The organism is Mesorhizobium sp. M0587 (assembly GCF_040320945.1).
Taxonomy (GTDB): domain Bacteria; phylum Pseudomonadota; class Alphaproteobacteria; order Rhizobiales; family Rhizobiaceae; genus Mesorhizobium.
Window position 1 is genome coordinate 20,874 of the sequence record NZ_JAMYQP010000001.1, and the last position, 22,371, is coordinate 43,244.

Consider the following 22,371-nt stretch of genomic DNA (forward strand, 5'->3'; position numbering starts at 1 on the left):
GAGCAGCATGGCGACCGTCACGCTCAACAATGTCGTCAAGCGCTTCGGTGTCTTCGAAGTCGTCCATGGCGCCAACATAGACGTCAGGCACGGCGAGTTCGTCGTCTTCGTGGGCCCGTCCGGCTGCGGCAAGTCCACGCTGCTCAGGATGATCGCCGGGCTCGAGGACATCAGCGCCGGCGAGATCGCCATCGGCGGCAAGCTGGTCAACGACGTCGAGCCGGCCGACCGCGGCATCGCCATGGTGTTCCAGTCCTACGCGCTCTACCCGCATATGAGCGTCGAACAGAACCTCTCCTTCGGGCTGCGCATGACCGGCAATCCGAAGGCCGACACAGACCGGCGGGTGAAGCGGGCGGCCGAGATCCTGCGCATCAGCGAATTGATGGAGCGGCGCCCGAAAAAGCTCTCCGGCGGCCAGCGCCAGCGCGTCGCGATCGGCCGCGCCATCGTGCGTGAGCCGCAGGTGTTCCTATTCGACGAGCCGCTCTCCAATCTCGATGCCGAATTGCGCGTCCAGATGCGGGTCGAGATCTCGCGACTGCACAAGGAACTCGGCGCCACCATGATCTACGTCACGCACGACCAGACCGAGGCGATGACGCTGGCCGACCGGATCGTCGTGATGCGCGCCGGCCATATCGAGCAGATCGGCCGCCCGCTCGATCTCTACGACGATCCCGACAATCAGTTCGTGGCCGGGTTTGTCGGCTCGCCGAAGATGAACTTCATCAAAGGCCGCATTGTCGGGCACGACGCGCGCGGCGTCGTGGTCGAGCTGGCGGCTCAGGAGAAGACCCGCATCACGCAACCGCTGACAGGCACCGCACCCGAAACGGGCAGCAAGGTCATCGTCGGCGTGCGTCCCGAACATTTCGGCGGCCAGGGCGAAGGCGACACCGACCTTGCCGTTGCCATCGACGTGGTCGAGCACCTGGGCGGCACGAGCTTTATCTATGCCCGGACCGCCCATGGCGAAGACGTGGTGATCCAGCGCGACGCGACAAGGGTTCCCGACACGTCCGAGATCACCGTTTCCATCCGCAAATCCTACCTGTTCGACGAAAATGGGTTGCGGCTGCGCTGACCCCTTCCAGCCTTCAAGGAGAATGACAATGACCGCAACCACGCCCATTCGCTGGGGTATTCTCGGCCCGGGCAGCATCGCCCAGGCCTTTGCCGGCGGCGTGGCCGCTTCGCGCACCGGCACGATTGTCGCACTCGGCGCGCGCAATCCCGCCAAGCCGGGCCTCGCCGGGAAGTTTCCCGGCGCCCGCATTCTTGACGGCTACGATGCCTTGCTCGCCGATCCGCAGGTCGATGCCGTCTACATCGCGATACCGCATCCCGGCCACGCGCAATGGGCGATCAAGGCCGCCGAGGCTGGAAAGCATGTGCTGTGCGAAAAGCCGCTCGGGCTGACCGCCTTCGAGGCCGACGCGATGATCCATGCCGCGCGCAAGGCCGGCACCTTTCTCGGCGAGGCCTTCATGTACCGGCTGCACCCGCAGACGCTGAAGCTGGTCGAACTGATCAAGTCGGGTATTATCGGCGATATCAGGATGATCAAATCGAGCTTCGGCTTCGCCATGCCGGGCTTCATGCCGCAGCACCGGCTCTATGCCAACGAGTCCGCCGGCGGCGGCATACTGGACGTCGGCGGCTATCCGGTCTCGATGGCACGGCTGATCGCCGGGGCGGCATCCGGACAGGCATTCGCGGAGCCCGACAAGGTGGTCGGCGTTGCCCATCTCGGCCAGTCCGGCGTTGACGAATGGGCCTCGGCGCTGCTGCACTTTGCCGGCGGCATCGTCGCCGAGGTGTCCTGCAGCATCTCGCTCAACCAGGACAATGTCTTGCGCATTTTCGGCACCAAGGGCCGCATCGAAGTGCCCGACTTCTGGTTTGCCGGCGGCAATCGCGATGTCGGCCTCGGCCAGATCGACGTGATCGGATCGGACGACGCGCGCGAGACGATCAGTGTCGACGAAAAGCGCCATGTCTATTCCTTCGAGGTCGACGCCGCCGGCGAGGCCATACTCGCCGGGCGCCAGGAATTCGCCTGGCCGGGCATGACCTGGGCCGACAGCCTCGGCACTTTGCGCGTGCTCGACAGATGGCGCGCCGCCGTTGGCCTGGAATACGAGATCGAAAAGGCAGCGCTGCGCACCGACACCATCTCCGGCCGGCCTTTGCGATCCGGCGGCACGGCGATCGCCAAGCGCGCCATTCCGGGCCTGTCGAAGCCGGCCTCGGTTGTGGCGCTCGGTTTCGAGGATTTCCGCACCTTCTCCTCGGGTTCGATCCTGCTCGATGCCTTTTTCGAGGCCGGCGGCAATCTCTTCGATACCGGCTATGTCTATGGCGGCGGCTACACCGAGACCTTGCTCGGCCAGTGGCTGAAGAACCGTGGCGTGCGCGAGCAATCGGTGGTCATCGCCAAGGGCGCGCATTCGCCGCTCTGCTATCCCGACGTGATCGGCAAGCAGCTCGCCCAGTCGCTCGATCGTTTGCAGACCGATCATGTCGACATCTATTTCATGCACCGCGACAATCCGGACGTGCCGGTCGGCGAATTCGTCGACGCCATGGATCGCGAGGTCAAGGCGGGCCGCATCCGTGGCCCGTTCGGCGGCTCGAACTGGACGATGGAGCGCATGGACGAGGCGATTGCCTATGCCGAGCGGACCGGCAAGCAGAAGCCCGGCGCGCTGTCCAACAACTTCTCGCTGGCCGAGATGCTGGAGCCGATCTGGGCTGGTTGCGTCACCTCCTCGACCGACCGATGGAAGGCTTGGCTGGCCGCGCGGCAGATGCCGAATTTCGCTTGGTCAAGCCAGGGCCGCGGCTTCTTCACCGACCGTGCCGGGCGCGACAGGCTCGACAGTGAGGAACTGGTGCGGGTCTGGTACTCGGAGCGCAATTTCGGCCGCCGCGACCGGGCGATCGAGCTCGCCGCAAGGCTGGGCAAGAGTCCGATCCATATAGCACTGGCCTATGTGCTCAATCAGCCGTTCCCATCCGTTCCGCTGATCGGGCCACGCACGCTGGGCGAACTGGACGACAGCCTGCGCGCCCTCGACATCGCGCTTTCCCCGGCCGATCTCGAATGGCTGGATGGCGGCAGCCGTCACGCCGCCTGATGGATGTCACCTGGAGCGCGCAGCGGTTTGGGGTAATGACAGGCATAAAACAGGGGTTTTAAACCGGCGTCAGGCCTCGTCATCCGACGGCCTGACGCCGTGCCTGGCCGGAATCCTCAAACTGGCGTACATGCCGGTGGTGCGGAACTGGCTGGGCGTGATGCCGTAGCAGCGGCGGAACACCTTCGAAAAATAATTCGCGTCCTCGAAACCGCATAATATGGCGACTTCCTTGACCGGCAGGAAGTCCACCTTGGTCAAGAGTTTCGCCGCGCGTTGCAGGCGCTGCTGCAGCACGAATTCGGCGGGCGGCAGGCCTTCGCTCTCGGCGAAGCAGCGCGAGAAATGAGCCCGGCTGAGGCCACTGATGTGGACAAGGTCTGCCACCGGCAGCGGCCCGTCGAGATTGGCGTTGATATGATCGATGACCGGCTGCATGGCGCTTTGTTTCTCGGCGAAGGCGTGCGAGCCGAAAACGTCGTCATAGAGAGCCATCGCGGCCTCGTATGCGACGGCGGATGCGGCACCCGGCGAAGCGGCACCCTTGATGAGACGCAGGCTGCAATCGGCCAGATGGTCGATCGTCGCCGGCTGCAGCCGGAACACCGGGCCCGACGTGCCGAGAATGGATTTGTGGATGCGCAGCGCCTCTTCGCCGTTCATCGAGATCCAGAAATATTCCCAGCGCTCGTCCCTGGCCAGCCAGTAGCGATGGTTGTGCGGCACCAGCACCAGCAATGTGTCGTTCTTCTGCAGGCGGTAGTCGCGGTTTTCGTAGCGCAGGCGGCCGGTGCCGCTGATCGTGTGCTGGAGCACGGTGAACGGCGTCTGGCCGCGCCGGCGCCCGTCCCAGTCGTAGGTTTCATTCTCGCGCACTTCATAGCCCGTGCTTGTCGGCATGGCATGCAGGCGCTGGCGTCCGCGCGGTAGCGAGATCGTGCGCATCGACTGTCCGTTGGCGATCAAATCCCGTAGCACAAAATTACCCCTGAAAGCATAATCCTTCTCTGGTCGCGCTCGCGAATAAGGGCATAATCCCTCCTCGAAGAACGGAAGAACCCGCGGTCGAGGAGCGGGCGGGAGGAGAAAAAGCCGGATTCCGGCTTGAATGGCATGCGCGCCCTGGCGCGTCGTCATATCCTCCCTTGGTTGCTCCTTGCCTATCATTCGATCGGATCGAGGTGAAGGTGATGAGTTTCAAAATCGCTATTATCGGCGCCGGCAGCGTCGGCTTCACCAAAAAACTGTTCACCGACATACTATGCGTGCCCGAATTCAAGGACATCGAATTCGCGCTGACCGATGTCAGCGAGCACAATCTCCAGATGATCAAGGCGATCCTCGACAGGATCGTCGAGGCAAACAAATTGCCGACCAGGGTGACGGCGACCACGAACCGCCGCAAGGCGCTCGAAGGCGCGCGCTACATCATCAGCTGCGTACGGGTCGGCGGCCTCGAAGCCTATGCCGACGATATCCGCATCCCGCTGAAATATGGCATCGACCAGTGCGTCGGCGACACGATCTGCGCCGGCGGCATTCTCTACGGCCAGCGCAACATTCCGGTGATCCTGGATTTCTGCAAGGACATAGGCGAGGTCGCCGAGACCAACGCCAAATTCCTCAACTACGCCAACCCGATGGCGATGAACACCTGGGCGGCGATCGAATACGGCAAGGTCGACACGGTCGGCCTCTGCCACGGTGTCCAGCACGGCGCCGAGCAGATCGCCGAGGTGCTGGGCGCGAAGTCTACTGGGGAACTCGACTATGTCTGTTCCGGCATCAACCACCAGACCTGGTTCATCGATTTGCGCCTCAACGGCCGCAAGATCGGCAAGGACGAACTGGTCGCCGCCTTCGAGGCGCATCCGGTCTATTCCAGGCAGGAAAAGCTGCGCATCGACGTCTTGAAGCGCTTCGGCGTCTATTCGACCGAAAGCAACGGCCACCTGTCCGAATACCTGCCCTGGTACCGCAAACGCCCCGAGGAGATCACGCGCTGGATCGACATGTCCGACTGGATCCATGGCGAGACGGGCGGCTACCTCCGGTACTCCACGGAAACCCGCAACTGGTTCGAGACCGAATATCCGCAGTTCCTCGAAGCGGCGTCGAAGCCGATCGACACTTCCAGGCGCTCCAACGAGCATGCCAGCCACATATTGGAGGCGCTGGAGACCAACCGCGTCTATCGCGGCCACTTCAACGTCAAGAACAATGGCGTCATCACCAATCTGCCGCGGGACGCCATCATCGAGTCGCCCGGTTTCGTCGACCGCTTCGGCATCAACATGGTCTCGGGTATTACGCTGCCGGAAGCTTGCGCCGCCACCTGCATCGCCTCGATCAACGTGCAGCGCATGTCGGTGCATGCCGCGATATCGGGCGACATCGACCTGCTCAAGCTTGCGGTGTTGCATGACCCGTTGGTCGGCGCGGTGTCTACACCAGAGGAGGTCTGGCAGATGGTCGACGAAATGGTGGTCGCCCAGGCCGCCTGGCTGCCGCAATATGCCCACGCGGTTCCGGCCGCCAGGGAGCGGCTGTCGAAATCGCAGGTCAAGACCCGTGAATGGGCGGGCGCCGCGCGGCGAAGCGTCCGCTCGATCGAGGAGTTGCGGGCCGAAAAGGCAGCACTCAAACAGGCCGGCTGAAAACCGGGCGGTGGCGGGCCCGCGGGAGGCGGTCCGTCGCAATCAGCCGTCCGGGCACAAGACCAAAAGCAGCAAACATCTGAACACCGAGGGAGGAGAAACAAATGAGGAATTTACGCAGAATTGGAATTGCCGCCGGTTTGGCGCTGAGCGTCTCCATTCCGGCACTCAACGCGTTCGCTTCCGAACCGACGGTGCCGCCGGAGCCGGCAGCGTTCCCGGCCGAGGGCAAGATCAAATACGTCGCGCGCGACTCCATTGTGGAGTTCAAGGCGCTGCCGGACTATCACGAGCCGGACTGGGTTACCGAGAAATACGTCAAGACCGGCAAGCTGCCGCCGGTGAAGGACAGGCTGCCGAAGGAGCCGATGGTCTTCAAGACCGCCAACATGCCTGACGGCATCGGCACCTATGGCGACACGATGCGCCATGTCATCGGCGGAAGGCCGGAAGGCTGGAACTACGGCGCCGGCCAGACGCAAGGCTGGGGCGGCATCGATATCGGCCTCTCCGAGTGCCTGACGCGCACCGCGCCGCTGTTCCAGGTCGAGGCCAAGGATACCGAGCCGCTGCCGAACCTCGCCAAAAGCTGGGACTGGTCGGCGGATGGCCACAAGCTGACCATGCATCTGGTCGAGGGCGCGAAATGGTCCGACGGCGCGCCCTTCAATGCCGACGATGTCATGTTCTATTGGGACGACGAGGTCGTCGACCCGAACGTCTCGCCGCTCAATGGCGCGACACAGGAAACCTTCGGCGTCGGCACCACGCTCAAGAAGATCGACGACTACACCGTCGAGTGGACCTTCAAGGACGCCTTCCCGAAGCAATATCTCTATGCCATGGCCTACGGCACCTTCTGCCCCGGCCCGTCGCATATACTGAAGCCGCAGCATCCGAAATATTCGAAGAACACCTACGACCAGTTCAAGAACGCCTTCCCGCCGGAATATATGAACATGCCTGTGATGGGCGCCTGGGTGCCGGTCGAATACCGGCCGGACGACATCATCGTCATGCGCCGCAACCCCTACTATTGGAAGGTCGACGAGAAGGGCAACCAGCTGCCCTACCTCAACGAGCTGCAATACAAGCTGTCGACCTGGGCCGACCGCGACGTCCAGGCCGTGGCCGGCTCGGGCGACTTCTCCAACCTCGAGCAGCCGGAAAACTTCGTCGCCTCGCTGAAGCGGGCGGCGGAAGCGAATGCGCCGGCACGCCTGGCCTTCGGCCCGCGGCTGATCGGCTACAATCTGCGCCTGAACTTTTCCGCCAATGGCTGGGGCAACCCGGACGAGCGCGGCCAGGCGATCCGCGAACTGAACCGCAACGAGGATTTCCGCAAGGGCGTCACCATGGCGCTTAACCGCAAGGCGCTCGGCGAGTCCCTCGTCAAGGGGCCGTTCACCGCCATCTACCCCGGCGGCTTCTCCTCGGGCACCAGCTTCTATGACCGCAAGTCGACGGTCTACTATCCCTTCGACCTCGAAGGCGCCAAGGCCGAACTCGCCAAGGCCGGCCTCAAGGATACCGACGGCGACGGCTTCGTGAACTTCCCGGCCGGCACGGCCGGCGGCAAGAACGTCGAAATCGTGATGCTGGTGAACAACGACTACGGCACCGACAAGAGCCTCGCCGAAGGCGTCGTCGGCCAAATGGAAAAGCTTGGCATCAGGGTCGTGCTCAACGGCCTCAATGGCACCCAGCGCGACGCCTCGCAATATTCCGGCCGCTTCGACTGGCTGATCAGGCGCAACGAGCAGGAGCTGACCTCCGTCGTGCAGAACACCGTGCAACTCGCGCCCGTCGGCCCCAAGACCAGCTGGGATCACCGCGCGCCTGAAAGCGGCGTGGTCGACCTGATGCCTTTCGAAAAGGAACTTGTCGACATCGTCAACAAGTTCGTCTCCTCCTCGGACAATGACGAGCGCGCCAGCCTGATGAAGCAATTCCAGAAGATCTCGACCGAACACGTCTACAATATCGGCCTGACGGAATACCCCGGTGCGTTGATCGTCAACAAGCGCTTTTCCAACATTCCGCAGGGCACGCCGATCTTCATGTTCAACTGGGCCGAGGATTCGATCGTCCGCGAACGGGTCTTCGTCGCGGCCGACAAGCAGGCGAAATATGAATTGTTCCCTGAAGAACTTCCCGGCAAGCCTGGAGACAAGGGCCCGATGGATTAAGGTTTACCTCCCCTGACTGAGAGAATTCCGGCCGCGCCGCTGGCGCGGCCGGACAAAGCCAACCTCCGGAAGCCCACGCGCGACCGGCGAAAATGTGGAAGCGGACCGCCCGATGTTGCGATTCCTGTTCATGCGCATAGCGTCCGCAATTCCGGTCCTCGCCATCCTCAGCATCGTCACTTTTGCCATTATCCAGGCGCCGCCAGGCGACTATGCCGACTACATCCGCTCGCAGCTGATCAACCAGGGCGGAGCTTCCTTCGCCCAAGCCGATGCGCAGGCGCAGGCCTACCGCGTCGAACATGGCCTCGATAAGCCGCTGCCCGTGCAATATCTCAACTGGATCGGCGGCATCATCACCCGCGGCGATTTCGGCTACAGCCTCTATTACAACAAACCGGTGGCCGATGTGGTCGGCGAGCGCCTGCCGCGGACGCTGCTCTTGGCGCTGGTCTGCCACTTGCTCGCCTCGGTGCTGGGCATCACCTTCGGCATCTGGGCGGCGACCCGGCAATACACCTGGGTCGACTCGATCCTGTCGGCAATCTCCTTCCTCGGCATGACGGTGCCGCGCTTCCTGATGGCGCTGATCATCGTCTATCTCCTGGTCTTCCAGTTCAACGTGTCGGAGATCGGCAGCTTCTTCTCGCCGCAATATGGCGGTGCGCCATGGTCGTGGGCGAAGTTCGTCGACCTGGTCAAGCATGTCTGGCCGGTCGTGGCGATCGCCACCTTCGGCGGCCTCGCCTACAATATGCGCGTCATGCGCGGCAATCTGCTCGACACGCTCAATGCGCAATATGTCGAGACGGCGAAGGCCAAGGGGCTGACCGGCGGCGCCGTCGTCATGCGCCACGCCGTGCCCAACGCGCTGCACCCGCTGGTCATGTATCAGGGCGTGGTGCTGCCCTACATGCTGACCGGCGAGATCGAGACGGCGATCATCTTCGCGCTGCCCACCGTCGGTCCGGCGATCGTCGGCTCGATGGCGGTCGGCGACGTCTATGTCACCGCCACTTTCATGATGGTGCTGTCGGCGACACTGATCGTCGGCAACATCGTCGCCGACATGTTGCTGGTCCTGCTCGATCCGCGCGTGCGCCAGTTCGGAGAGAACTGATGCTTGCCCGCGATAAATCGCCACCCCCACTGCCGGCCGAAGGGCCGGTCGAGAGACCCGCGCGCGGCAACGAGAGCTATACCGCGCTCGTCTGGCGTCGGCTGAAGCGTTCCTGGACCGGCATGGCGGGGTTCTGGCTCGTCGTGCTGCTGATCCTTATGGCCGTGTTCGCCGAGTTCCTGGCGCCGATGGACCCGAAGGTCACGGATGTCGGCTTCGCTCCGCCGCAAGTGCCTGTCTTCCGTGACAAGGACGGCAATTTCGTCGCGCGGCCGAGGGTCTACGCGCTGGCCGATTCGGCGGACCTCGATCCGGTCACCTTCCAGCCCGTCGTCGGCCCCGACTACGACCATCCGAGGCTGCTTGGGTTCTTCGTCCAGGGCGCGCCCTACAAGCTCCTCGGGCTCCTCCCGGCAAACCGGCATTTCTTTGCCTCGACGGACGGCCAGCCCGTGCATTTCCTCGGCACCGACAAGTTCGGCCGCGACGTGCTGTCGCGCGCCATCCATGGCTCGCGTGTCTCGCTGATGATCGCGCTGACGGTCGTCTTCATCATCACCGTCATCGGCACCACCGTCGGCACGGTCTCCGGTTATTTCGGCGGCCGGTTCGATGTCTGGATGCAGCGCTTCGTCGACCTGGTGCTCGCCTTCCCGCAACTGCCGCTCTATCTGGCGCTGACGACGCTGATCCCGGTCACCGCTCCAACCAACGTCTTCCTCGCTTTCGTCATCATCGTCATGTCGGCGTTGGGCTGGGCGCAGATGTCGCGCGAGGTGCGCGGCAAGACGCTGGCGCTGGCGCGGATCGAATATGTCCGCGCCGCCATGGCGGTGGGGGCCACCGACCGGCGCATCATCATGCAGCACATCTTCCCCAATGTGATGAGCCATGTGATCGTCGCGGTAACGCTTGCGATCCCGACCGTGGTGCTGCTGGAATCCTTTCTCGGTTTCCTCGGTTTCGCCGTCAAGCCGCCGCTGATCTCGTGGGGCCTGATGCTGCAGGACACCGCCACCTATTCGGTCATCGGCACCTATCCCTGGATCCTGTCGCCGGTTGGTTTCGTGCTTGTCACCGTCTTCGCCTTCAACGCGCTGGGCGATGGCCTGCGCGACGCCGTCGACCCTTATTGAGGTGGCAGGAATGACCGTTGCGCTCGCCACATCCTTCGCCCCAGCCGTCCGCCACGACCATGGCGCACGCCAGGACCAGCCCGTCATCGACGCTCGCAACATCGAGGTCGCCTTCAAGGTCGAGCACGGCGTCGTCGAAGCGGTCAAGGACATCTCGTTCCAGCTCTATCGCGGCGAGACGATCGCCATCGTCGGCGAATCCGGTTCCGGCAAGTCGGTGACGGCGCGCACCGTCATGGGGCTGCTGTCGCGGCGGGCCACGGTATCGCCGAAATCGAGCATCGAATATGACGGCCAGGACATCCTGAAATTCCCCGAGCGCGACCGGCGCAAGCTGCGCGGCAACCGCATCTCGATGATCTTCCAGGAGCCGATGAGCTCGCTCAACCCGATCTACACCGTCGGCAGCCAGATCGTCGAGGCGATCAGGGTGCACCGCAAGATCGGCCGCAGGCAGGCGCAGGCGAGGGCGCTCGAACTGTTGCAGCACGTGCAGATTCCCGAGCCCGCCGCGCGCCTCAAGCAATATCCGCACCAGCTCTCGGGCGGACAGCGCCAGCGGGTGATGATCGCCATGGCGCTGGCCAACAATCCCGACGTGCTGATCGCCGACGAGCCGACCACCGCCCTCGACGTCACCGTACAGGCACAGATCCTGAACCTGATCCGCAACCTGCAGAAGGAGCTGCGGATGGCGGTGATCCTGATCACCCATGATCTCACCGTGGTGCGCAAGTTCTCCGATTACGTCTATGTCATGCAGCATGGCGAAATGTGCGAGCACAACGTCACCGAGCGGCTTTTCGCCGACCCGCAGCATCCCTACACAAGGCGGCTGCTTGCCTCCGAGCCGCGCGGCCGGCCGCAGCCGCTCCCAGAGGGCTGCGGCACCATTCTGGAGGCGAGCGGCGTGCGCGTCTGCTTCATGCTGCGCCACGGCACCTTCCTGAAGCCGGACTGGCGCGAGCTGGTCGCAGTCGACGACCTCGACCTGACGCTCAGCCGCCACGAAACGCTCGGACTGGTCGGCGAGTCCGGCTCCGGCAAGACCACTTTCGGCCAGGCCTTGCTCCGGCTGATTGACGCCAAACGCGGCGAGATCCGCTTCGAGGGCAAGCCGATCCAGGGCCTGTCGCGGGCCGAGATGCGGCCGCTGCGCTCGCGCATGCAAATCGTCTTCCAGGATCCGTTCTCCTCGCTCAATCCACGCATGACGATCGGGCAGATCATCGAGGAAGGACTGGTCGTCAACAGCATCGGGGCGACGCGGCGCGAGCGGGTCGACCGGGTGCGCGAGGCGCTGACCAGCGCCGGCATGCCGGGCGACATCCTCTCGCGGTTCCCGCACGAATTCTCCGGCGGCCAGCGGCAACGCATCGCGATCGCCCGCGCCATCGCGCTGGAACCCGAATTCATCCTGCTCGACGAGCCGACATCGGCGCTCGACCTCTCCGTCCAGGCGCAGATCATCGATCTCCTGCGCAAGCTGCAGGACGAACGCGGCTTGAGCTATCTGTTCATCTCGCACGACCTCAAGGTGGTGCGCGCGCTGTGCCATCGCGTCATCGTCATGCAGCACGGCAAGATCGTCGAACAGGGACCTGTCGACGAGGTCCTGTCCAATCCCAAGACCGCCTACACCGAACGGCTCGTCAGGGCCGCTTTCGACGTGGCCTGAACACATGCCGGAGGTTAGCGTGACAAGAAATCCCAGGATCACTTTCATTGGCGCCGGCTCGACGGTGTTCATGAAGAACATCGTCGGCGACGTGCTGCAGCGCCCGTCGCTGTCGGGCGCGACGATCGCGCTGATGGACATCAATCCGCAGCGCCTGGAAGAGAGCGCCGTCGTCGTCAACAAGCTGATCGCGACGTTGGGCGCCAAGGCGAAGGTCGAGATCCATTCGGACCAGCGCAAGGCGCTGGCCGGCGCCGACTTCGTCGTCGTCGCCTTCCAGATCGGCGGCTATGAGCCCTGCACGGTCACCGATTTCGAAGTGCCGAAGAAATACGGCCTGCGCCAGACCATCGCCGATACGCTGGGCGTTGGCGGCATCATGCGGGGCCTGCGGACCGTGCCGCATCTGTGGAAGATCTGCGAGGACATGCTCGCCGTCTGCCCGCGGGCGATCATGCTGCAATACGTCAACCCGATGGCGATCAACACCTGGGCGATATCAGAGAAATATCCCGATATCCGGCAGGTCGGGCTCTGTCATTCGGTGCAAGGCACGGCGATGGAACTCGCGCATGATCTCGACCTTCCCTATGACGAGATCCGCTACCGCTCGGCCGGCATCAACCACATGGCGTTCTACCTGAATTTCGAGCATCGCCAGCCGGACGGCTCCTATCGCGACCTCTATCCGGATCTCGTGCGCGCCTATCGCGAAGGCCGCGCTCCCAAGCCCGGCTGGAACCCGCGCTGCCCCAACAAGGTGCGCTACGAGATGCTGACGCGGCTTGGCTATTTCGTCACCGAAAGCTCGGAGCATTTCGCCGAATACACGCCCTATTTCATCAAGGAAGGCCGCCCCGACCTGATCGAGAAATACGGCATTCCGCTGGATGAATACCCCAAGCGCTGCATCGAGCAGATCGAGCGCTGGAAAGAACAGGCGGCGGCCTATCGCTCGGCCGAGCGCATCGAGGTCGAGCAGTCGAAGGAATACGCCTCCTCGATCATGAATTCGGTCTGGACCGGCGAGCCGTCGGTGATCTACGGCAACGTCCGCAACAATGGCTGCATCACCTCGCTGCCTCGCGATTGCGCCGCCGAGGTGCCGTGCCTTGTCGATGCCTCCGGCATCCAGCCGACCTATATCGGCGAGTTGCCGCCGCAGCTGACGGCATTAATCCGCACCAACATCAACGTGCAGGAGCTGACGGTGCGGGCGCTGATGACGGAGAACCGCGAGCACATCTACCACGCGGCGATGATGGACCCCCACACATCAGCCGAGCTCGACCTCGACCAGATCTGGTCGCTGGTCGACGAGCTGCTCGCCGCTCATGGCGACTGGCTGCCGGCCTGGGCACGCGTGAACCGCAAGAACGAAGCCGCCTGACCGGGCGGCCCTATTTCGGCTCGTCGGGGTCGGTCTCTTCCTCGTCGTCGCGGGCCTTGATGACATAGGCCCCCTTCAGCCAGCGGTTGAGATCGATGTCCTTGCAGCGCTTCGAGCAGAACGGATAGGTCTCGCGCGCCGACGGCTTGCCGCATTCGGGGCAAGGGCGTTTTGGCCGTAGCGGCGTCACCTTGTCGTCAACACTCATGGCCGCGCGGAGAACCAGCTTTGATGGATCTTGAAGCCTTCGCCGGACAGCAGCGCCACCGTCTCATAGAGCGGCAGGCCGACGACGTTGGTGTAGGAACCGACCAGCTTGACGACGAAGGAGCCGGCTAAACCCTGGACGGCGTAGCCGCCGGCCTTGCCGCGCCATTCGCCCGAGGCGACGTAGGCGTCGATCTCCTCGCGTGGCAGCCGCTTGAAACGCACCCGCGTCTCGACCAGCCGCTGGCGCAGCTTGCCGCCCGGCGTGATCAGGCAAATGCCGGAATAGACCCGGTGCGAACGGCCGGACAACAGCCCGAGGCAGTTGGCGGCGTCATCGAGGGTCTCGGCCTTGGGCAGGATGCGCCGCCCGACCGCAACCACCGTATCGGCGGCCAGCACGAAGCCCGGCGCATAGTCGTCCTCGGCCTTCAGCGACGCGAACGCTTTCTCGGCCTTTTCCTTCGACAGCCGCTTGGCCAGCGAGCGCGGATGCTCGGCGCGCAGCGGCGTCTCGTCGACATCGGCCGGCAGCACACGGTCCGGCTCGATGCCGGCCTGCTGCAAGAGTTCGATGCGGCGCGGCGAACCCGAGGCAAGCACCAGCTGCTGCAAAATGCTCATCGCGTTTCGGTCGAGCCTTGATCTTATTTGAAACGGTAGGTGATGCGGCCCTTGGTCAGGTCGTATGGCGTCATCTCGACCAGAACCTTATCGCCGGTCAGCACGCGGATGCGGTTCTTGCGCATGCGGCCGGCCGTATGGGCGATGATCTCGTGTTCGTTTTCGAGCTTTACCCGGAACATCGCGTTGGGCAACAATTCCGTCACGACACCCGGAAACTCGAGGACTTCTTCCTTCGGCATTCTATACCTTTGCTTGGATGGCGGTTCCGGCTCCCCGGCCGGAATTTCGGCGGAACCTATATGATAATCGTGCGCTTGTGAACACGCTTAATCCGTCGCGTTTTTTTGTTCCGGAAGCAAAAAACGTCGACCAATGCGCAACTTCAGCCGCTCGCGAACGTCGCGGTAGGCCGCCATGATCTGTTCGCGCGTGCCGCCGGCATCGGTCGGGTCCGGCGTCGGCCAGTATTCGACCTCGACGGCGAGCGAGCGGGTGAGTTCGAGCGCGGCATGATGCGCCTCCGGCGCCAGCGTGACGATGAGGTCGAAATAATCGTCCTCGAGATCGTTCAGCGTCCTTGGGTGGCGCTCGCCCAGCGACAGGCCTTCCTCGCCAAGCACCGCATCGACGAACGGATCGCGCTCGCCCGCACGCACGCCGGCCGAGGCGACGAAGACGGTGGCCGGCAGCATCCGGCGCGCCAGCTGCTCGGCCATCGGCGAGCGCACGGCGTTCATGCCGCACAGGAACAGGATCGAGCGGGGCAGGGCGCCGGGTACCAGGACTAGCCCCGCCAGTGCAGCACGCAGACCAGCGTGAACAGCCGTCGCGCCGTGTCGAAGTCGATATCGATCTTGCCGGAGAGCCGGTCCATCAGCGTCTGCGATCCCTCATTGTGCAAGCCGCGGCGGCCCATGTCGATCGCCTCGATATGGCTCGGCGTCGAGGAGCGGATGGCGTCGTAATAGCTTTCGCAGATCATGTAGTAGTCCTTGACGATGCGCCTGAGCGGCGTCAGCGACAGGATGTGGGTGACGACCGCGCTGCCGTCCTCGCGCGCCACGGCAAACACCAGGCGCTGCTCGGCCAGCGACAGTTTCAGCCGGTAGGGGCCGGCGCCGCTGTCGTTGACGGGTTGAAAGCTGTTCTCCTCGATCAGGTCGAAGATCGCCACCGCGCGTTCATGCTCGACGTCGGGGGTCGAACGGCCGATCGATTCATCGAGTTCGATATCGATCAGCTTTGCGCGGGTTTGATCGGAGCCCGTCATGCCGGCCTACATGTTCAGCCGTATGGAGACGGATCGGCCGTGCGCGTCCAGCCCTTCCGCCTTGGCGAGCGCGATCGCCGCCGGCGCCAGCGCGCGCAACTGCTCCGGTCCAAGCTTGAGGATCGAGGTGCGCTTGACGAAGTCGAGCACGGACAGGCCGGACGAGAAGCGCGCCGAGCGGGCTGTCGGCAGCACATGGTTGGAGCCGCCGACATAGTCGCCGATGGCTTCCGGGGTATGGCGGCCGAGAAAGACGGCACCTGCATTGCGCATCCGCGACAGGAAATCCTCGTCGTCGTCGATGGCCAATTCGACATGCTCGGCGGCAATGCGGTCGACCAGCGGCAGTGCTGCTTCGATCGTCGGCACCAGGATGACGGCGCCGAAGTCGCGCCAACTCGCCGACGCCGTGTCGGTCCTCGGCAGGCTCTTCAACTGGCGCTCGACCGCCGCTTCGACCGCTTTGGCAAAGGCTGGATCATTGGTGATCAAGATCGACTGCGCCGACGCATCGTGCTCGGCCTGGGCCAGCAGGTCGGCGGCGATCCAGTCCGGATCGTTGTTGCCGTCGGCCACGACAAGAACTTCCGACGGGCCGGCGATCATGTCGATGCCGACCGTGCCGAACACCTGCCGCTTGGCCGCCGCGACATAGGCATTGCCGGGACCGACGATCTTGGCGACAGGCTTTATCGTCTCGGTGCCATGGGCCAGGGCGGCGATCGCCTGGGCACCGCCGACGCGGTAGATTTCGGATACGCCTGCTATGTCGGCCGCCACCAGCACCAATGGATTGATGACGCCGCCCGGCGCCGGCACCACCATGACGATGCGCTCGACACCGGCCACCCTGGCCGGCATGGCGTTCATCAGCACGGAGCTTGGGTAGCTCGCCGTGCCGCCCGGGACATAGAGTCCGACCGCCTCGATCGCCGTCCAGCGCCAGCCGAGCTCGACGCCGGCGCCATCCGTGTAGCGATCGTCCCTCGGCCGCTGCCGATCGTGATACGAGCGGATGCGGTCGCGGGCGAATTCAAGCGCCTCGATCGTCAGCGGATCGGCGGCTTGGTAGGCCCGGGCGATGTCGTCCGTCGATACGGCGATGCCGACGCTTTTCAGGTCGGCCCGATCGAATTTCAGCGAGTAGTCGATCAGCGCCGCGTCGCCCTCGGCGCGCACGCGCCCGATGATCTCGCGCACCGCGGCGTCGACATCGGCCGACACCTCCCGCTTGGTGGTGAGGAAGGCGGCGAAACGCGGCTCGAAATCGGCATCGGAGTGACGGAGCGTGATGGCCATTTTGACCCTCAAGCCCTGTGCACGGGACGCGACGTGGCTTCCCAGGCGCCGCCTATGTCGGCAAGGCGGGCCTCGATGCATTCGACGTCGAGCATGATGGCGCCGCCGCCCGAAAAGATCAGCTCGACGATGCCGGCCGGCTTGCTGATCTCGATGAAGCTGATCGCCAGCAGCGACAAGACCTCGGCCGGCTTGTCGCGGGCGATGCCGCTGGTCTTGGCGCCCAACACCCTGTCGAAATGCAGCACCGCCTGCCGCCGCTCATTGTGCTGGCGAAAGATGCCGGATTTGGCCTCCCAGACGAAGCGGTTCATTGTCAGCACGAAACGCTTGGCCGATGGCAGGTATTCGAGATCCGAAACCTTCATCACGGCATCCTGTACATGGGCCGAGACGATGCTCAGATCCTGATCGTCGAGCGCGATAAGCTTGAGGGCATTCATGCGGATTTCGCACCTGGAAGTTGATGTTCAGCCTTCTGTTAGGCGGTCTTGGCGATCCGTGCAACCGCGCCAATAACCGCGGGTTTGCGCTGCCCCTCATCGCCCTGCCCATCCTCCGCAGCTGCTGCGGAGGACGGGCAGGCGGATGAGGGCAGCGCCGAGATCGACAGTTAGTCTGGCGCCCTCGCCGAAGCGCCTAAGCCGAAATCCGCTCGATCACCGCGCCGCAGTTGGAGAGCTTTTCTTCCAGCCGTTCGAAGCCGCGGTCGAGATGATAGACGCGGTTGACGGTCGTCTCGCCTTCGGCCGCCAGACCTGCGATGACCAGCGAAACGGAAGCGCGAAGATCGGTCGCCATGACCGGCGCACCCTTCAGCTTCGGCACGCCCTCGACGATCGCCGTCTGGCCGGAAAGCGTGATATGGGCGCCGAGCCGGGCCAGTTCCTGCACATGCATGAAACGGTTTTCGAAGATCGTCTCGGTGATGCGCGACTTGCCCTTGGCCATCGTCATCAGGCCCATGAACTGCGCCTGCAAATCGGTCGGGAAGGCCGGGAAGGGCGCCGTCGTCACGTCGACCGGCGAAATGCCGGCGCCGTTGCGCCTCACCCGGATGCCGGAATTGGTCTGCGTGATCTCCGCGCCCGTCTGCGCGATCACGTCGAGCGCGGTCTGCAACAGCTCCGGCCGAGCGCCCTCGAGCACGACATCGCCGCCGGTCATCGCCACCGCCATGGCATAGGTGCCGGTCTCGATGCGGTCGGGGATGACGCGCACGCGCGCGCCCGACAGCGCTTCGACGCCGTCGATGGTGATGGTCGGCGTGCCGGCGCCGGAAATCCTGGCGCCCATCGCGTTGAGGCATTCGGCGAGATTGACGATCTCGGGCTCGCAGGCGGCGTTTTCGAGCACCGTTTCGCCCTTGGCCAGCGCAGCCGCCATCATCAGGACGTGGGTGGCGCCGACCGACACTTTCGGAAAGATGTAGCGGTTGCCGACAAGCCGGCCGTTCCTGGTCTTGGCGATGACGTAGCCGGTGTCGACATCGATGTCGGCGCCCAGCGCCTGCAGGCCTTCGAGGAACAGGTCGACCGGGCGCGTGCCGATGGCGCAGCCGCCGGGCAGCGACACCTTGGCTTCGCCCATGCGGGCAAGCAGCGGGCCGATGACCCAGAAGGAAGCGCGCATCTTCGACACCAGCTCGTAAGGGGCCGTGGTGTCGACGATATTGCGGGCGGAGAAATTGATGGTGCGCGAATAGCCTTCATTCTGCTTTTCGCGGCGGCCGTTGACCGAATAGTCGACGCCGTGATTGCCCAGGATGCGGATCAGCTGTTCGACATCGGCCAGATGCGGCACGTTTTCCAGCGTCAGCGTGTCGTCGGTCAGGAGCGAGGCGATCATCAAGGGCAGGGCAGCGTTTTTCGCGCCCGAGATCGGAATGCTTCCGGCGAGCTTGTTGCCGCCGACAATTCTGATGCGATCCATGGAAGAACGTCCCTCTCGGCCGAAAAAAGCCGGTTCAATCGTTTGAGTATCGGCCCGTCTAGACCATTGGCCGGCCTGGTTCAAGAAATAGGATTTCGCCAAACCGGCGCCAAGAATGGCCGATTCGAGTTAATCTTTCTGCATTTCCTTGCCCGCGCCCAGCCCGTCCGGCCGCTGGTCGGCGCCGCCGGTGCGGCGCGAGCGCGATTGCGCCTTGCGTTTCTGCAGATTGGCGCGCAACTGCTCGGCGAGCCGGCCCTTGCGGTCCGCACCGCCTTTTTTCGCTGGATTTGTCTTGTCGTCCATCGTCCCGTCCCGGCCCGCCGGCCAATCTGCCGTTCAGGCATAGCCAACATTGTGGCACCGCCATGTCATCGAAGCCATCCGGCACAGGCTTTCGCAGAAGCGTTGTTCTTGGCCTTGCGCTTACCAGTTCGATATGGCAGAAGCCCCGCCATCAGCGGCTGCGGTAGCTCAGTGGTAGAGCACTCCCTTGGTAAGGGAGAGGTCGAGAGTTCAATCCTCTCTCGCAGCACCAGTTTCCAAGGCTTTTCGCAAAAGGTTTCTATGCTGCTGTGCACAGCCGCGCAGGGTTACGCGCCGGATTGTGGCACAAAATCCGGCACAGCATGACCTGTCGGGGAACTATCCTCCCAGCTTCCGCAGCATTCTGCATGCTCTCTTCCTGCCCTCGCTGCAATTCTGCCGACAGCGCTCTATGTTGCCGTCACGGCATCGGCCCTCGAAGATCGTTGTGGTCGTCGGCGGTTTTGATACGCTCGACCGGTTAGGTGCTAGTGCCGGAGCAACGACAGGTTTCGTCTTCTTAGTGGACGTTTGGGGAGCTTTCGTTCTGGGAGCTTTTGGCTTCTTAAGGTTCGAGATCCGGTCTTTGGCAATCTCGCTAAAGGTGCCCGCCGGGAACGCTGCCAAGTAGGCACGGAACATCTTTATCTCCGAAGTATCCTTGATCGAGCGCCAAAATTCGAGGTCAGCCGCATTGGATTCGATGGGCGGTTTGGAGTTCTGAATTGTCGATTTCTCTTGCTCTGGGTCCGGGCGGAATGCAAATCCTGGCTCAATCAGCGACGAGTTGCTCCAAGGCACCTGCTGCTGTTCGGTCGCCTCCATAACGTCCGCTCGAACCCGCCGCATTAAGATCTCAATATCGATTTGCGACGTTGCGATATGCCTTAAGAGCGCGGCAGCAAAAGGGCTGTGGTCGCCATCTCCGTCGAGCGCGACATTGCCTGGTTGCGTTGCAAAACCAATATACACCCCTCTTCCTGCATCGACTGGCGCAAGACCGAGCCCGAAATTGATGGCGCGGCTCTTTTTTGCGAGCGACAGAGTTTGGGTAAAAGGATTGTTGCGGCAGGCGTCCAGGAGAAGAATTGCCGTGTTGTTTTCAACGGTCATGGCGTCGATGACATCGTCGAGACGCTGTCCTTCAATGGCTAGATCCGACGGGCGTTTTAGGGCCGCGTCCACCGGGATGAGATAGTTTGTGCCATTCGCCTGCAGGCCATGACCGGCATAGTAGAACAGCGACACATCACCCGGCCGCAAGCTACGGCTGAACTGCTCGACAGCCTCGCGCATTGCCTCATGGTTGACATTAAGACTGAGCGAAACGCCAAAGCCTAGATTTTGCAGCGCCGTAGCAATGGCAGCGGCGTCTTTCTTCCCATTAGGAAGTGAAGGGGCATGCTGATAGTCCGAGTTGCCGATGACGAGCGCAAACCTGCCGGCGGACCGAATTGCCACTGTTTGTCGTGCGGCCAGGTCGTCCGCGATTGTCTGCTGACCATTGGCCTGCCCCCACAGGCTGGCCAGCGCAAGCAACAAAAACGCGCAGAAGATGCGAAGCTTGAACAAGTCCGCTCGCCTTCCTTTCAGCAGCTTGCAGACTAACTTTTTCGCTGCTGCTTGGAAAGAGACGGCATTGACCGTTGGTACGGACCCGAACTATCGCTCCCCTGCAGCGCTGCCCGAGCGTTCGAAGAAGCCAGAAAAGCCAAAGCACAAGCTGGTTGGCCGGAAGTGGTTGGATGCCTTTATGGCAGAGGCGGACAAGGGCAAGCTTCCGCACCCGCCTGCGCTGTGACACCGTTGCCCCTGTAGAACCGTCGGTGCCGGGCGCTGCCCTCGTTCAGGACAGCCTACGCGGCGTGCCGACCGATCTGGGCGCTGCCGATGCGTCAATATCGGCATTTGCGCCGGCGGCCCGCTCGTGATCCAAGACGACGAGAAATCTTGAGGCAGTCGTCGTTGCCGTTGGAGCGTTGAATGACCGTGCTGACACGCCGCGGGCTTTTGAAATCGGCCGCGGTTGCCGGCGCGGGCGGGATCGGGCTTTCGGCCATGGGCAGGCTTGGCGGCTGGGCCGCTGCCAAGCCCGAGCCCGTGGTGCTGCAGACGGCCAAAATCCAGGCGAAGCTGATGGATGTCGGCCAGACCAGGGATGTGCTGACCTATGGCAATGCAGGCATGCCGCCGGTGCTCAGGATGAAGAAAGGCGAGCCGTTCGCCGCGCGGCTCGTCAACGCCATCGACGATCCGACGACGATCCACTGGCACGGCGTTCGGGTCCCCAACAAAATGGACGGCGTTCCGTTCCTGGTCCAACCCTATGTCTATACAGGCGATCACTTCGATTACGCCTTCACGCCGCCCGACGCCGGCACCTTCTGGTACCACCCGCATTGCAACACGCTGATCCAGATGGGCCACGGCCTGACCGGGGTGATCGTGGTGGAGAACCCGAGCGACCCGAAATTCGACGCCGAAATGGTGCTCAATCTGCGCGACTGGCGGCTCGGCGACGATGGCCAGTTCATCGATCAGTTCCGGCCCCGCGATGCCGCGAGAACCGGCACCTATGGCACGGTGCGCACCGCCAACTGGCTCGATCAGCCGCAATATGATGCACCGGCCGGCGGGCTGGCGCGGTTGCGTGTCGCCATCACCGATGTCACTCGCATCTATGCCTTTCGTGTCGATGGCGCCGACGCGACAGTCATCGCACTGGACGGCAATCCGGTGCCGCGGCGTTTCTCCCCCGACGCCTTGCTGCTTGGACCGGGCCAGCGCATGGAACTCGCCATTCGCATGCCGGACGAGGAGGGCGCGATCGTCAGCTTGCGGGACGTCAGGGGCACCAAGCCCAAGGTGCTGGCGACCTTGCGTGCGACGGGAGGTTCCCTCAAGCGCGATGTTCGCGATCTTGCTCCCCTGGAGGCCAATCCGGTGGCGGAGGTGGATATCACCAGCGCCCAGCATATCTCGCTGGCGCTGAGCGCCACGGCCGAAAATGTCCCGAGCGACGGCATCTGCGGTTCGCTCGGCTATAGTTTCTGGGCCATCAACAAGGTTCCGTGGCCGGGCGATACGTCGGATCCAACCGCACCGCTGGCCGAACTGAAGCTCGGCAAGAGCTATGTCATCGACATGGAAAACCTGACGCCGCAATCGCATCCGATGCATCTGCACGGCATGAGCTTCAAGGTGCTGTCGTCGTCGACGCGCCAGGTGCAGCCTCTGATCTCCGACACTTATCTCATCGAGCCCAATGAGAAGGTCAGCCTGGGCTTCGTCGCCGACAATCCTGGCGACTGGCTGCTGCACTGCCACATCATAGAGCACCAGAAATCGGGAATGACCAGCTACGTCAGAGTGGTTTGAAGCCGAGCTGTCGTCGAGGCCGTGCAACCGCTCGCGATC

General features: G+C 63.4%; 21 protein-coding genes and 1 tRNA gene. 11 read left to right on the forward strand and 11 right to left on the reverse strand.

Going from position 1 to position 22,371, the window contains the following annotated elements; translation table 11 throughout:
- Positions 1 to 7: 7 nt before the first annotated feature.
- Both NKI49_RS00105 and NKI49_RS00110 read left to right on the forward strand, forming a co-directional pair.
- Entirely contained in the window at positions 8 to 1,087 is a 1,080-nt protein-coding gene (locus NKI49_RS00105; RefSeq protein ID WP_352608191.1) for an ABC transporter ATP-binding protein, read from the forward strand.
- 28 nt (positions 1,088 to 1,115) lie between these two features.
- Positions 1,116 to 3,143 (forward strand): aldo/keto reductase, encoded by a 2,028-nt coding sequence (locus tag NKI49_RS00110; protein ID WP_352608189.1) that lies wholly within the window; start codon positions 1,116 to 1,118, stop codon positions 3,141 to 3,143.
- 69 nt (positions 3,144 to 3,212) lie between these two features.
- On the opposite strand, the gene NKI49_RS00115 is transcribed toward NKI49_RS00110, so the two are convergent.
- Entirely contained in the window at positions 3,213 to 4,280 is a 1,068-nt protein-coding gene (locus tag NKI49_RS00115) for an AraC family ligand binding domain-containing protein (protein ID WP_502899641.1), read from the reverse strand.
- 53 nt (positions 4,281 to 4,333) lie between these two features.
- Here NKI49_RS00115 and NKI49_RS00120 point away from each other — a divergent pair, with 53 nt between their 5' ends.
- From NKI49_RS00120 to NKI49_RS00145, 6 genes are all read left to right on the forward strand, one after another.
- Positions 4,334 to 5,800, forward strand: a complete 1,467-nt coding sequence (locus tag NKI49_RS00120; RefSeq protein WP_352608187.1) for an alpha-glucosidase/alpha-galactosidase — start codon at positions 4,334 to 4,336, stop codon at positions 5,798 to 5,800.
- 104 nt (positions 5,801 to 5,904) lie between these two features.
- On the forward strand, positions 5,905 to 7,989 hold the full coding sequence (locus NKI49_RS00125) for an ABC transporter substrate-binding protein (RefSeq protein ID WP_352608185.1): 2,085 nt from the start codon (positions 5,905 to 5,907) through the stop codon (positions 7,987 to 7,989).
- A gap of 112 nt (positions 7,990 to 8,101) precedes the next feature.
- On the forward strand, positions 8,102 to 9,109 hold the full coding sequence (locus tag NKI49_RS00130) for an ABC transporter permease (protein ID WP_352608336.1): 1,008 nt from the start codon (positions 8,102 to 8,104) through the stop codon (positions 9,107 to 9,109).
- On the forward strand, positions 9,109 to 10,245 hold the full coding sequence (locus NKI49_RS00135) for an ABC transporter permease (RefSeq protein WP_352608334.1): 1,137 nt from the start codon (positions 9,109 to 9,111) through the stop codon (positions 10,243 to 10,245). The genes NKI49_RS00130 and NKI49_RS00135 overlap by 1 nt, the downstream gene beginning before the upstream one ends.
- 10 nt (positions 10,246 to 10,255) lie before the next feature.
- Positions 10,256 to 11,923, forward strand: coding sequence for an ABC transporter ATP-binding protein (locus NKI49_RS00140; protein ID WP_352608332.1), 1,668 nt, complete (start codon positions 10,256 to 10,258; stop codon positions 11,921 to 11,923).
- A gap of 19 nt (positions 11,924 to 11,942) precedes the next feature.
- A complete protein-coding gene (locus NKI49_RS00145; RefSeq protein ID WP_352608330.1) occupies positions 11,943 to 13,313 on the forward strand; it encodes an alpha-glucosidase/alpha-galactosidase in 1,371 nt (456 codons plus the stop codon).
- 10 nt (positions 13,314 to 13,323) lie between these two features.
- Here the strand turns inward: NKI49_RS00145 and yacG are convergent, their stop codons facing one another.
- The 9 genes from yacG to NKI49_RS00190 all read right to left on the reverse strand — a co-directional run bounded on the left by yacG (position 13,324) and on the right by NKI49_RS00190 (position 18,954).
- Complete coding sequence (gene yacG / locus NKI49_RS00150) at positions 13,324 to 13,521, reverse strand: DNA gyrase inhibitor YacG (protein WP_027027433.1); 198 nt, start codon at positions 13,519 to 13,521, stop codon at positions 13,324 to 13,326.
- Positions 13,518 to 14,144: a Maf-like protein gene (locus NKI49_RS00155; protein WP_352608328.1), complete on the reverse strand. Its 627-nt coding sequence runs from the start codon at positions 14,142 to 14,144 to the stop codon at positions 13,518 to 13,520. Before NKI49_RS00155 ends, yacG begins: the two co-directional genes overlap by 4 nt.
- 23 nt (positions 14,145 to 14,167) lie before the next feature.
- Complete coding sequence (gene infA, locus NKI49_RS00160) at positions 14,168 to 14,386, reverse strand: translation initiation factor IF-1 (RefSeq protein WP_006200926.1); 219 nt, start codon at positions 14,384 to 14,386, stop codon at positions 14,168 to 14,170.
- A gap of 87 nt (positions 14,387 to 14,473) precedes the next feature.
- A complete protein-coding gene (locus tag NKI49_RS00165) occupies positions 14,474 to 14,944 on the reverse strand; it encodes an arsenate-mycothiol transferase ArsC (RefSeq protein WP_352695513.1) in 471 nt (156 codons plus the stop codon).
- Complete coding sequence (locus NKI49_RS00170) at positions 14,932 to 15,417, reverse strand: UPF0262 family protein (protein ID WP_027027430.1); 486 nt, start codon at positions 15,415 to 15,417, stop codon at positions 14,932 to 14,934. The genes NKI49_RS00165 and NKI49_RS00170 overlap by 13 nt, the downstream gene beginning before the upstream one ends.
- 6 nt (positions 15,418 to 15,423) lie before the next feature.
- Positions 15,424 to 16,716, reverse strand: a complete 1,293-nt coding sequence (gene hisD / locus NKI49_RS00175; protein WP_352598332.1) for a histidinol dehydrogenase — start codon at positions 16,714 to 16,716, stop codon at positions 15,424 to 15,426.
- An 8-nt stretch (positions 16,717 to 16,724) separates the two neighbouring features.
- Entirely contained in the window at positions 16,725 to 17,159 is a 435-nt protein-coding gene (locus NKI49_RS00180; protein ID WP_352598331.1) for a DUF2948 family protein, read from the reverse strand.
- Between the two features lie 196 nt (positions 17,160 to 17,355).
- Positions 17,356 to 18,648 (reverse strand): UDP-N-acetylglucosamine 1-carboxyvinyltransferase, encoded by a 1,293-nt coding sequence (gene murA, locus NKI49_RS00185; RefSeq protein WP_352598330.1) that lies wholly within the window; start codon positions 18,646 to 18,648, stop codon positions 17,356 to 17,358.
- 129 nt (positions 18,649 to 18,777) lie between these two features.
- On the reverse strand, positions 18,778 to 18,954 hold the full coding sequence (locus NKI49_RS00190; protein ID WP_081689627.1) for a hypothetical protein: 177 nt from the start codon (positions 18,952 to 18,954) through the stop codon (positions 18,778 to 18,780).
- Positions 18,955 to 19,111: 157 nt separating this feature from the next.
- Here NKI49_RS00190 and NKI49_RS00195 point away from each other — a divergent pair.
- Positions 19,112 to 19,186: transfer RNA gene (locus tag NKI49_RS00195), tRNA-Thr, on the forward strand.
- 107 nt (positions 19,187 to 19,293) lie between these two features.
- On the opposite strand, the gene NKI49_RS00200 is transcribed toward NKI49_RS00195, so the two are convergent.
- Positions 19,294 to 20,526 (reverse strand): caspase family protein, encoded by a 1,233-nt coding sequence (locus NKI49_RS00200; RefSeq protein WP_352598329.1) that lies wholly within the window; start codon positions 20,524 to 20,526, stop codon positions 19,294 to 19,296.
- Between NKI49_RS00200 and NKI49_RS00205 the strand changes: the two genes are divergently transcribed.
- Together NKI49_RS00205 and NKI49_RS00210 are read left to right on the forward strand one after the other, a co-directional pair.
- On the forward strand, positions 20,519 to 20,755 hold the full coding sequence (locus NKI49_RS00205; RefSeq protein ID WP_352598328.1) for a hypothetical protein: 237 nt from the start codon (positions 20,519 to 20,521) through the stop codon (positions 20,753 to 20,755). The two genes, NKI49_RS00200 and NKI49_RS00205, sit on opposite strands and share 8 nt — an antisense overlap.
- A gap of 182 nt (positions 20,756 to 20,937) precedes the next feature.
- The gene (locus tag NKI49_RS00210; RefSeq protein WP_352598327.1) at positions 20,938 to 22,332 is read left to right on the forward strand and encodes a multicopper oxidase family protein; all 1,395 of its coding nucleotides are present in this window, start codon (positions 20,938 to 20,940) and stop codon (positions 22,330 to 22,332) included.
- The last annotated feature ends 39 nt before the right edge of the window (positions 22,333 to 22,371 follow it).